10 protein-coding genes are annotated in these 11,967 nt (G+C 29.9%); 6 read left to right on the forward strand and 4 right to left on the reverse strand.

Annotated features, from left to right (window positions below; genetic code table 11):
- Positions 1-130 precede the first annotated feature (130 nt).
- From CC87_RS04770 to ahbD, 3 genes are all read left to right on the forward strand, one after another.
- On the forward strand, positions 131-1,192 hold the full coding sequence (locus CC87_RS04770; RefSeq protein ID WP_038056657.1) for a cytochrome c3 family protein: 1,062 nt from the start codon (positions 131-133) through the stop codon (positions 1,190-1,192).
- 104 nt (positions 1,193-1,296) lie between these two features.
- Positions 1,297-2,055: a fumarylacetoacetate hydrolase family protein gene (locus tag CC87_RS04775; protein ID WP_038056659.1), complete on the forward strand. Its 759-nt coding sequence runs from the start codon at positions 1,297-1,299 to the stop codon at positions 2,053-2,055.
- A 13-nt stretch (positions 2,056-2,068) separates the two neighbouring features.
- On the forward strand, positions 2,069-3,127 hold the full coding sequence (gene ahbD / locus CC87_RS04780; RefSeq protein WP_038056737.1) for a heme b synthase: 1,059 nt from the start codon (positions 2,069-2,071) through the stop codon (positions 3,125-3,127).
- Here ahbD and coaBC read toward each other — a convergent pair.
- The 4 genes from coaBC to CC87_RS04800 all read right to left on the reverse strand — a co-directional run bounded on the left by coaBC (position 3,070) and on the right by CC87_RS04800 (position 7,206).
- The gene (gene coaBC, locus CC87_RS04785) at positions 3,070-4,305 is read right to left on the reverse strand and encodes a bifunctional phosphopantothenoylcysteine decarboxylase/phosphopantothenate--cysteine ligase CoaBC (RefSeq protein ID WP_156955579.1); all 1,236 of its coding nucleotides are present in this window, start codon (positions 4,303-4,305) and stop codon (positions 3,070-3,072) included. The genes ahbD and coaBC overlap by 58 nt on opposite strands.
- Positions 4,306-4,309: 4 nt before the next feature.
- Positions 4,310-4,762 carry a hypothetical protein gene (locus CC87_RS04790; RefSeq protein ID WP_038056661.1) on the reverse strand — a complete coding sequence of 151 codons (453 nt, stop codon included), beginning with the start codon at positions 4,760-4,762 and terminating at the stop codon, positions 4,310-4,312.
- Positions 4,763-4,883: 121 nt separating this feature from the next.
- On the reverse strand, positions 4,884-5,642 hold the full coding sequence (locus CC87_RS04795) for a TlyA family RNA methyltransferase (RefSeq protein ID WP_038056663.1): 759 nt from the start codon (positions 5,640-5,642) through the stop codon (positions 4,884-4,886).
- Complete coding sequence (locus CC87_RS04800; RefSeq protein WP_038056664.1) at positions 5,623-7,206, reverse strand: HDOD domain-containing protein; 1,584 nt, start codon at positions 7,204-7,206, stop codon at positions 5,623-5,625. The genes CC87_RS04795 and CC87_RS04800 overlap by 20 nt, the downstream gene beginning before the upstream one ends.
- Positions 7,207-7,320: 114 nt before the next feature.
- Between CC87_RS04800 and CC87_RS04805 the strand changes: the two genes are divergently transcribed.
- The 3 genes from CC87_RS04805 to mutS are packed head-to-tail and all read left to right on the forward strand — an operon-like array spanning position 7,321 to position 11,795.
- Positions 7,321-8,586: a glutamate-5-semialdehyde dehydrogenase gene (locus CC87_RS04805; RefSeq protein WP_038056666.1), complete on the forward strand. Its 1,266-nt coding sequence runs from the start codon at positions 7,321-7,323 to the stop codon at positions 8,584-8,586.
- Complete coding sequence (gene nadD / locus CC87_RS04810) at positions 8,567-9,211, forward strand: nicotinate-nucleotide adenylyltransferase (protein ID WP_038056668.1); 645 nt, start codon at positions 8,567-8,569, stop codon at positions 9,209-9,211. Before CC87_RS04805 ends, nadD begins: the two co-directional genes overlap by 20 nt.
- Positions 9,195-11,795: a DNA mismatch repair protein MutS gene (gene mutS, locus CC87_RS04815; RefSeq protein ID WP_051920591.1), complete on the forward strand. Its 2,601-nt coding sequence runs from the start codon at positions 9,195-9,197 to the stop codon at positions 11,793-11,795. Before nadD ends, mutS begins: the two co-directional genes overlap by 17 nt.
- Positions 11,796-11,967 lie beyond the last annotated feature (172 nt).

Genomic DNA, 11,967 nt, shown 5'->3' on the forward strand with positions numbered 1-11,967 from the left:
TCATAAATATAATACAAAAAATACATTCGTAAAGATTTTTAAATAATATCTCCAGATTTTTACTTGACTTTTTAAAAATTTTTACTAATTAAAATAAATATTGATATAAAAAATTGCAGGAGGTGGTTCGATGAAAAAATATGCAATATTATTTTTAAGTTTTCTATTTTTAATATTTGTAGGCAATATTAAAGAAGTGTTTTCTCAGAATATTCCTGGTTTCGACTGTTTTTACTCAAAAAGTTTGCATTATGATGCACATGGAATGGCTTATTGGTATAGTAAAGAACAAGGCGGTATAGAAAAGCTTACAGAAATACCCTATGAAAAATTGCCTTGCAGTCATTGTCATATCTTATCATGTGATAAGTGTCATAAAACCAAAGAAAATGGTAAATTAGTTTATTCAGTAAAAATAGCCAAAAATATGAAAAAAAATTGCTTGAGATGTCATGCTAGAGAAAGAGCTATATTAGGATTGATGAAAAAAACAGGTATACCTGATGTTCATTTTTCTAAGGGTATGAATTGTGTAAGCTGCCATAGTGGAAAAGATATTCATGGAGATGGAAAAAGATATGTTTCTATGAGAGAACCAGGTGCTATAAATGTAAAGTGTGAGAACTGTCATAAAAATAATGTTCCTAATACGATATCCCATACTATACATAAAGGGAAATTAGATTGCACTGCCTGTCATGTAGCTCAAACAATTACCTGTGCCAATTGTCATATGGAGACAATGATAAAAGAAAAGAAAAAAATTGCTATACCTTTACATGGATGGACATTTCTTATTAATTATAAAGGAAAGGTAGTTTCTGGAAATATTCAAACCTTTGTGGTTGGAAAAAACAAAACTTTTATGCTTATGGCTCCTTATTTCTCTCATTATGTAACTAAAAAAGGCAAAAAGTGTGATGAATGTCATGGAACAAAAACTGTTAAACAAATTCAAAGAGGAAGTATTACTATTACTTGGATTGAAAATAGAACTTTAACTAATCTTAAGGGAGTAATACCAATAGTTGAAGGTGTAGAGTATAAAAATGCCTTTATGGATTATAAAAATGGAAAATGGATACCTCTTGAAAATGCAGAAAAGCCTTTAATTCAATTTCCAGCTTTTGGAAAACCTTTAACCAAAGAACAGTTACAAAAATTAGCCATTCCTTTTGAAGGTAAAAAGTAATAATTAAAAATTAAAAGATCTTAAGCCCTCATACCTAAAAAGGTATGAGGGCATTTTTTTATTTTTGCTTGTAATTTTAAAGTTTTATACTAAAATTTTCTTTAATGAAAATAGGCAGATTTTTAGTAGAAAATAAGGTTATTTATGGAATTATAAAAAATTCGGAAATTTTTGAAATAAAAAGCCCTTTTGAAAAGTTGGAACTCACAGGAAAAATTTATAGCTTAGAGGAAGTTAAAGTTCTTTCTCCGGTTTTACCCTCTAAAATAATTGCAGTAGGTCTTAATTATAAAAATCATGCTGAAGAATTAAAAATGAAACTCCCAGAAGAGCCTATCTTGTTTTTGAAACCTTCTTCAGCAGTAATAGGTCCAGAAGAAGATATAATATTGCCACCAGAAAGTAAAGAGGTTCATTATGAGGGAGAATTAGCAGTCGTAATAGGAAAGAACATTTATAGACCAAACAATTTTAAGAAAGTAGAAGAGGCAATTTTAGGTTATACCTGTTTTAATGATGTAACAGCAAGAGATTTACAAAGAAAGGATGGTCAGTGGACCAGAAGCAAAAGCTTCAATACCTTTGCTCCTATAGGTCCTTTTATTGAAACAGAAGTAGATCCAAATAATTTAAAAATTGAAACGAAAGTAAATGGAAAAATTAAACAGAGCAGTTCAACAAAAGAGCTTATCTTTGATGTTTTTTATCTTGTAAAATTTATTTCAAATATCATGACTCTTTATCCTGGAGATGTAATTGCTACAGGGACTCCTCCGGGAGTAGGAGAACTTAAAGAAGGGGATATAGTAGAAATAAGCATAGAAAATGTAGGGGTATTAAAAAATTTTGTTAAAAGATTTTAAAAGAGGTGATTTTATGGAAAAATTTGTTCCAAGGCTTATTGCTTGGGAAATAACACGTTCTTGCAATTTGAATTGTATTCATTGTAGAGCAGCTTCATCAAAGGGGCCTTATAAAAATGAATTAACTACTGAGGAGATTTTTAGAATAATGGAAGAAATAAAAGAAGTAGGTAGTCCTATTATAATTTTAACTGGAGGAGAACCACTTCTAAGACCTGATGTTTTTGATATTGCTAAAAAAGCTGTGGAACTTGGATTTAAACCGGTTTTAGCTACAAATGGAACTTTGATTAACAAGGAAATAGCTGAAAAAATAAAAGATTCTGGAATAGCAAGAGTGAGTATCAGTCTTGATGGAGCTTCTGCTGAAGCTCATGATAATTTTAGAGGGGTGCCTGGTGCTTTTGAAGGTGCCATGAAAGGTATTTTAACTTTAAAAGAAGCTAAAATACCTGTTCAAATAAATACTACTGTTACTGCTGTAAATGTTAATGAATTACCTAAAATTCATGAACTTGCTAAAAATATAGGAGCTATAGCACATCATATTTTTGTTTTGGTGCCTGTTGGAAGAGGTAAAGAACTTCAAAAAGGAGCTTTAACTCCAGAGGAATATGAAAAGATATTAAACTGGTTTTATGATCAAAGAGAAAAATCAGGGCTCCAATTAAAAGCAACTTGTGCACCTATGTATTATCGTATTTTAAGACAAAGAGCTAAAGTGGAAGGGAAAAAAGTTACTTTTGAAACCTTTGGTCTTGATGCTGTTACCAGAGGATGTCTTGCAGGAACAGGTTTTTGTTTTATTTCTCATGTTGGTATAGTTCAAACCTGTGGGTATCTGGAATTACCTTGCGGAGATTTAAGAAAACAGACCTTTAAAGAAATCTGGGAAAATTCAGAGATATTTAACAATTTAAGAGATTTTTCTAAATATAAAGGAAAGTGTGGAAGATGTGAATATATAAGAGTTTGTGGAGGATGCAGAGCAAGGGCTTATTATGCTACAGGAGATTACTTAGAAGAAGAGCCTCTTTGTACATATGAACCAAGAAAATCAAACAAAAACTGAGCTAATTGCATTTTGGAAATATCTTTAAATACAAGTTTATCTTTAGAAGTAAAAATTATAAAATCTGAAGTTTCTTTTCCCATGGTTGTAAGAGGATTGGCTATAATTATATCAAAATTTTTTTCTTTTTTCTTAATTTGAGCATAAGTTTCAAGTTTATCAGGTTCTTCTAAAGCAAATCCTATGGTAATTTGATCAGCTCTTTTATTGGTTCCTAAGGTTTTTGCAATATCTTCTGTAAGTTCTAATTCTAAGGTAAGAGATTTTGTTTTTTTTAGTTTACCTTTAAAAATATTTTTAGGTCTAAAATCACAAGGAGCAGAGGCAAAAATGGCTATATTACATTCTGGAAAAACTCTCTGTGAAATCTCAAACATCTCCTTGGTTGTTCTTACAAAATAGATCTTAGGAAATGGTATAGAAGAAATATATTCCAAATTGGGTAAAACATAAGGAAAATCTTTTAATCCCCAGACTAAATGAACTTCGGCTCCTCTGTAATAAGCATTTTTAGCAAGATAAAAAGCCATTTTTCCCGAAGAATCATTGGTGATAAACCTCACCTCATCTATATATTCTCTGGTTGGACCACCTGTAATCAAAACCTTTTTTCCTTTTAATGTTTTTTTAATAAAATGAGCCTTAATTGTTTCTAAAATTTCTTCTATTTCAGGAAGTCTGCCTTTACCTACACTTTGGCAGGCAAGTTTTCCTTCAGAAGGTTCATATATAAAATATCCGTAATTTTTAAGTTTTTTGATGTTCTCTTGAGTAGCAGGATGTTCCCACATATTGGTATTCATAGAAGGGAAAATATAAGTAGGGGCTTTAGAAGCAATAAGAGTGGCTAACAAAAGCTCACTTGCCTGTCCTGTTGCTAATTTAGATAAAAAAGAGGCTGTAGCAGGAGCTATTAAAATAAGATCAGGAAATTTAGCGAGTTCTATATGAAGGATTCTTCCTGTTGGTTTAAAAAAATCAGCATTAGTAAAAGTTTCATTACCACTTAAACTGGAAAAAAGAACAGGACGAGCGAACTCCTCTGCACCACTGCTTAAAATAACCTTAACATTGGCTTCTTCAGCTTTTAATTTTCTGATAAGATCACAAATTTTATAAAGAGCTACACCCCCTGTAATTCCTAAAAGAATGTTTTTATCTTTAAGCAAGTTATCCATGCTTTTATTTGTTTTCTGTAAGAATAACAACAATTCTTAACTCTGTTGAAAAATATCCCTCAGAAACACTAATAAAAGCACTTCCCCCAGGGCGTTTATAAGCTATAAAGGTGATTTTAGAACTAAAACTTCCAATTTCTTTCCAGCCATTATTTTTCATCTGCACTTTGTAAAAATCTATAAGAGATTTGGCACTATAATTACCTTTAAAAACTAACATACCAGTAATAACATTACCACTTTTAAGAATAGCACTATTATTAGCATCATAACGCAAATCTTTTAAAACAGGAATATAAGGAACAGGATAATATATCAGGGATTCCTTAGCTTGGGAATTTTTTACTTTTTCAGCCTTTGGTGTTATAACCTCTACCGTTGAATTGGTTTCTTGAGCAAAACTTACAACATAAAAAATTAAACAAAAAACAAAAAATAAAACAAAAACCTTTTTCATAACCTCCTCCTTCTTAAAAAAATTCTCTATTCAATGTAAGAAAAATTCAATAAAAGTCAAGAGTTATATATCAATAGTTATATATCAATGTGTGGTTTCAAATTTAAAATGTGACATGCCTTTAGTAATAACAGAAAATTTGTAAAAGAATAAAAAACTCTCTGTTTCCTTTTGGACCAAGAATAGGGCTTTCTACAACTCCTAAGGCTTTTAATCCTAAATTCTCTGCAAATTCCCAAATTTCATTAACCACCTTTTTATGAAGTTTTGAATCTTTTACTACACCTTTTTTAACAAATTTTGGCCCTACTTCAAATTGTGGTTTTATAAGAGCTAAAATTTGCCCTTTAGGTTTTAAAAGATGAGTTAAAACAGGTAGAATCTTTTTAAGGGAAATAAAAGAAACATCAATAGTTATTAAATCAAATTTTTCAGGAAACATATCAGGAGTTAAATATCTGGCATTTACTTTTTCCATAACAATTACTCTTGGATCAATTCTTAAAGAATAATGAAGTTGTCCTTTTCCTACATCTACTGCATAAACTTTTTTAGCACCATTTAGTAAAAGACAATGGGTAAATCCTCCTGTAGAAGCTCCTATATCTAAACAAATTAAATTTTTTACATTTAAATCAAAAGCCTTTAAAGCTCCCTCTAATTTAATTCCACCTCTTGAAACATAAGGAATTTTTTCTTCAATTTTTATCTCTACATTTTCTGGAACAGAAGTGCCTGGTTTTTCTATTCTTTGAAAATTCTTAGAATCTGCAGAAATCCAGACTTTACCTGCTAAAATTAGAGCCTGAGCCTTTTCCCTGCTTTCGCATAAACCTTTTTTAACCAGAAGTTTATCAATTCTAATCTTTTGCGTTTTCAAGTTCTTTATCTATCACCAAAGCTAAAATTCTTTTTTGTTTCTTCTCTTTCAAAAATTCCATACCCTTTATCAGGGCTTTTAAAATTGCATCAACCTGAGGATCTGTTTTAGGATTTAACTTTGAAGGATCATAAGTTATTACAGTTATAAATGCAGACTTGGGTATTTTGTAATGATTGTAAAAAGTTTTTTCTACAGTTTTAAGTATTTTTCTTGCAACTACCATAGCTCCACCCATGGGAGTTTCAGGTAAAATTATAGCAAATCTTTCTGGATGATCTAATTTAGCTACAATATCAACTCTTCTTAGTTTTTGAGATATATTTTCTGCTAAAATTTTTAAAATCTTTTCTTCTTCTTTTGAGCCATAACTTTCTGTTAATTTTGTTAATTTTTCTATTTCTATTAAAAGAATACTCACAATTCTTTTGTATCTTTTAGCTCTAAGCAATTCTTCTTTTAATCTGGATTTAAAAAAATTTTCATTATATAATTGAGTTAGAGGATCCAAAATAGATGTTTTTCTTAATTTATCTTCTAAAATGGATAATTGTTGTATAAGATACTCTTTTTCTTTTAAAAGCTTGGTAAGTTCGTTCTTATAATTTTTTATAATTTCTTCTTTTTCTTTTTTGGTTTCTTCTATCTTTTTTATAGTTTCTTTTAATTTTTCATTTTTTTCTTTTAACCATTTACTATAGGGAATTAATAAAAACTCTTTATAATTAAAAATTTCAAAAAACTGATTAACCCAAGAGGGAAGAGTTTCTATAAAAGTTTCCGCTTGAGAAGTGGTAAAATTAAAATTTCTATGAGCAAATTCTTTAAATTCAGAGAACTTTTTTTCTCTTTCATTGCTAAAATAACTTCCTACTCCTAAGTCTATAAGATGAATAATTTTCACATCATTTAAAATTCCATCAGGTATTTCTTCAGGTAAAGTAGAAACTCTATGATGATAAAGTATATCCAAAATAAATCTTCTTGGAAAGGTGTAATTTTCAAAATATTCAGCACCTATGATAGCATGATCAACTCCAAAGACTTCTCTTTCTGCTTCACAAGTTGTTTTTCCCAAATTTTTTAGTTTTAGAACCTTTAAATAACCTTGAGGATAAATTAGATACAAAACAATAATTCCAAAATCCATAAGATAGGCAGAGATATGCAAATGAGAAGGATAGTTTTCAATATAATCAAAAAGTATGTTAGAAAAGCAAAGATTAGTTATAGCTCTTGCCCAAAAAAGTTTAAAATTGAATTCATTAAAAGTAGTTTTTTGAATTTTTGTGGAAATGAAACTTAAAACCAGAGTTCTTACGAATATATCTCCCAAAATTAGTAAAGCTTTTCTAATATCTTCTACAGGGGGATTATTTTTTCTAAATTGTGGAAGATTAGCTATAGATAAAATTAAAGAAGAAAGCTCTTTATTGGTAGAAATTAATTCAAAAAATTCTCTTTCAGTTTTTAATAAAAGAGTTTCTAATATAGCTTTAGCAATTTTTGGCAAAGGTGGTAAGGGTCTTTGCGTCAGTTTAAGAAGTTTTTCTAACTCTCCCATTTTACATTTTTAATGATAAAATAATATATTTAAATAATATCAAATAGTTTTATAATATCAGATAGTTTTAAAATTGAAACCCTAAAAATCAAAAATTAAAATTAGGAGGAGAATATGGCTGAAGCAGATTTAAAAGAATTGATTTTAAATATGGCTAAAAAAGCTAAAAAGGCTTCTCAAATTTTAGCAACTTTATCTTCTCAAACTAAAAATGAGATTTTAAAAAAGGTTGCTCAAAAGCTTAGAGAAAAAAAGGAAGAATTAAAGGAAATAAATAAAAAAGATGTTGATCAGGCTATAGCCAAAGGGAAAAGTGAAGCCTTTATTGATCGTTTAACTCTTACAGATAAAATTGTAGAAAGTATGGCTAAAGGACTTGAGGAAGTAGCAGTTTTACCTGATCCTGTGGGAGAAGTGGTAAAAATGTGGAAAAGACCCAACGGACTGCTTGTTGGAAAGATGCGTGTCCCTTTAGGAGTTATAGCTATCATTTATGAAAGCAGACCAAATGTTACTATAGATGCAGCAGGACTTTGTTTTAAAAGTGGAAATGCAGTTATCTTAAGAGGTGGAAAGGAAGCCATAAACTCTAATTTAGCTTTGGGAAAAATTTTTAGAGAAACATTAAAAGAATTTAGTGTTCCTGAAGATGTAGTTCAGATTGTGCCTACTCCAGAAAGAAGTTTAATGGAATATATGTTGGAATTGGAGGAATACATAGATCTTGTTATTCCAAGAGGAGGAGAAGGGCTTATTAGATTTGTTACAGAAAAGGCACGTATGCCTGTAATTAAACATTACAAAGGTGTTTGCCATGTTTATATAGATAATGAAGCTAATTTGAATATGGCTAAAGTCATAGCTGTAAATGCTAAGTGCCAGAGACCTGGAGTGTGTAATGCTATGGAAACTTTATTAGTTCATAAAGATATTGCAGATAAGTTTCTACCTGAGATTGCAGAAGATTATAAAAAGTATGGAGTTGAATTAAGAGGATGTTCTGAAACTTTGAAATATATTCCTTGGGCCAAACCTGCTACAGAGGAAGATTGGTATGCTGAATATTTAGATCTTATTTTGGCAATAAAAGTAGTTAATAGTATAGATGAAGCTATAGAACACATTTCCAAATATGGAAGTAATCATACAGAGGCTATAGTTACAGAAAGTTATACCAAAGCTATGAAATTTTTAAAAGAAGTTGATGCCAGTGTAGTTCTTGTCAATGCTTCTACCAGATTCAATGACGGAGGAGAACTTGGTTTGGGAACTGAGATCGGAATATCTACTACTAAGATACATGCCTATGGACCTATGGGACTTGAAGAATTAACTACCACTAAGTTTATAGTTTTTGGTAATGGACAAATCAGAACTTAAAAAAATAGGTATTCTTGGGGGAACTTTTGATCCCCCTCATTTAGCTCATCTTAGAATTGCAGAAGAAGTTAGAGAAGTTTTTAATTTAGAAAAAATTTTATTCATTCCTGCAGGGTATCCTCCCCATAAAAAAACAGGTTTTTCTTCTTTTGAAAACCGTTTTGAGATGACAAAACTTGCTATTGAAGACAATCCTTTCTTTGAAGCTTTGGGTATAGAAAAAGAAGAAAAACCATCTTATACCTTAAAAACTTTACAAAAATTAAAGACTTTATACCCTTTTCTTGATTTATATCTTATTATAGGATGGGACAGCTTTTGTGAGTTTGAAACATGGTGGCATTATGAAAAATTTTTAGATTACACCAAAATAATAGTAGTTTCAAGAGAAATAGAGGATTGGAATGAAGCAGAAGAATACTTCTTAAAAAAAATAAAAGAACTTTGGAAAAAGCAGGATATAAAAAATAAAGTTTATTTTTATAGAGCTGTGGCTTTAAACATTTCAGGCACTTTAATTAGAAGATTATGTTCTCAAGGCAGGTCTATTAGATATTTAGTTCCTGAAAATGTTTATAAATACATAATAAAAAAAGGGCTTTACAGAAGTGAGAGGGAAAGTTAAAACAGAAATTACTCCTATGTTTAAACAGTATTTTGAGATTAAAAATCAGTATCCTGATGCTATTTTATTTTTCAGGTTAGGAGATTTTTATGAAATGTTTTTTGAGGATGCGGAAACTGTAGCACCTCTTCTTGGCTTGGTTTTAACCAAAAGAGAAGCTGGTAAAGATCTTATAGCTCCTATGTGTGGAATTCCTGCTGATAAAAGCAGTTTTTATGTTCAAAAACTTGTAGATATGGGATTTAAAGTTGCTATCTGTGAGCAGGTGGAAGATCCTGCTCTTGCCAAAGGTCTTGTGAAAAGAGAGGTAGTAAAAATTTATACACCAGGTTTACTTATTGACTTAGAAGCCTTATCCGATAAAGAAAAAAAGTATCTTGCCAGTATTTTTATAGATAAAAAGGTAGGGATAAGTTTTTTAGAGCTTTCCTGCGGTGAGTTCATTTTTACAGAATTAAAAAAAGACTCTTTTCTCTCAGAGTTATTAAAAAAAGAACCTAAGGAGATAATTTTAAGCAAAGATCTGGAAAATTCTGAAGTTGCTAAAATTTTAAAACAAAATTTACCCAAAGTTCATTTAAGTTTTATAGAAAAAAAATACTTTAAAAAAGAGCTTTTACAGGATTTTAATTTTAATATCATCCAGTCAGAACTTTATGAAGAAGGATTAAAAGCAGTTGGGGCCATTTTAGCATATTTACAAATTTATCAGTCTCAATTGGCTGATAAACTGGAAGAACCCAAATTTTATTTTCCTGAAAAATTTTTATTTTTGGATGAATCTACTAAAAGAAATTTGGAATTAATTAGAAACCTGTGGGATGGGAGTGAAAAATATTCTTTATTTTGGGTTCTTGATAAAACCTCCACCCCTATGGGAGCGAGATTATTAAAAGATTGGATTTTATACCCTTTACAGGATATTAAAGAAATTCAGAAAAGGCAAGAAGTTGTAAAATTTTTTATAGAACATAAAAATATAAGAGAAGAATTGAAAAATTTATTTAAAAAACTGTCTGATTTGGAGAGATTAAGTATAAGATGCAGTCTAAAACTGGCTAATCCCAAAGAATTGAGTTTGCTAAGAGATAGCTTAAAGTATTTGCCAGAGATAAAAGTTATTTTAGAAAAAGAAAAAGGGATAAAATTCCCTATTTTATTAAAAGAACTTGTAAATGAAATAGAAAACTTTTCAGAGCTTTATGAAAAACTCAAGACCTGTTTGGTGGAAAATCCTCCTACTACTCTGAAAGAAGGAGGGATAATTAAGCGAGGGGTTAATACTGAGCTTGATGAACTTTTAGATTTAAAAGAAAATGCTATGTACTATTTGTCCGAACTTGAAAGAAAAGAAAAACAAAAAACAGGAATTCCCACTTTAAAGATAGGTTATAACAAAGTTTTTGGTTATTATTTTGAGGTTTCTAAAAGTTATCTAAATCAGGTTCCATCTTATTTTCAGAGAAAGCAAACACTTACTAATGTGGAAAGATTTATTACACCAGAATTAAAGGAACTTGAAAATAAAATTCTCTTTGCAGAAGAGAAAATAAAAAATTTAGAATATGAAATATTCTTAGAGCTGAGAGAGGAGGTAAGCAAATATAAAGAAAAACTAAAAAAGACCTCTCAAGCAATAGCATCCTTAGATGTTTTAATATCTTTGGCTCAAGTTGCTATAGAAAATGATTATATTTGTCCAGAAATAGTAGAGGATCCTGTTTTTATTATCAAGGATGGAAGGCATCCTGTAATAGAAAAAATCCAGGGTAAAGAGAATTTTGTTCCTAATTCTGTAGAATTAAATAAAGAAGATTCTATCCTTCTTATTATAACAGGTCCTAATATGGGAGGTAAATCTACTTATTTAAGGCAAAATGCTCTTATTGTAATTATGGCTCAGATGGGAAGCTATATCCCTGCAAGTTATGGTAAAATAAGAATATTTGATAAAATTTTTAGCAGAATTGGAGCAGGAGATGAACTTATAAGAGGTAAAAGCACCTTTATGGTAGAAATGAGTGAATGTGCTTATATTTTGAAAAATGCTACCTGTAAAAGTTTAATTATACTTGATGAAGTGGGTAGAGGAACCAGCACTTATGATGGAATGTCTCTTGCCTGGGCTATTGCTGAAAATTTATATCAAAGAAAAATTTTTACCCTACTTGCTACGCATTATTTTGAATTAACAGAACTGGCAAAATTATATTCTGGAATTAAAAATTATCACGTATCTGTAAAAGAATGGGAAGATGAAATAATATTTTTATATAAAGTTATTCCAGGAGCCGCCAATCAGTCTTATGGAATAGAAGTTGCAAAATTGGCAGGTATTCCTCAAGAAGTGGTTGACAGAGCTAAGGAAATATTATATAAATTAGAAAATAAAAATCTTAAAGAATCTACAGAGGTAAATATAACTCCAAAAAGAAAAATTGCCCAGTTATCTATATTTGAAACCTCTCATCCTGTATTGGAAAAGATTGCTAAACTAAATATAGAAGAAATGACACCTATCTCTGCTTTAAATTTTCTTTGGGAAATAAAACAAGAATTAGCATCTAAAAATAAGAAGGTTTAATTAATGAAATTTTTAAAGTTGTTATTAATCTTATTAATATTTTTCACAAATTTTCTGTTAATTAATTCTCATTCCTTAGCGAGATCTATTTATTACACAGTCAGGAGAGGGGATACACTAAGTGAGATAGCAAGTAAATTTGGGATTAGTGTTAAAGAGTTAAAGAGATTGA

The organism is Thermodesulfobacterium hydrogeniphilum, assembly GCF_000746255.1.
GTDB lineage: Bacteria > Desulfobacterota > Thermodesulfobacteria > Thermodesulfobacteriales > Thermodesulfobacteriaceae > Thermodesulfobacterium > Thermodesulfobacterium hydrogeniphilum.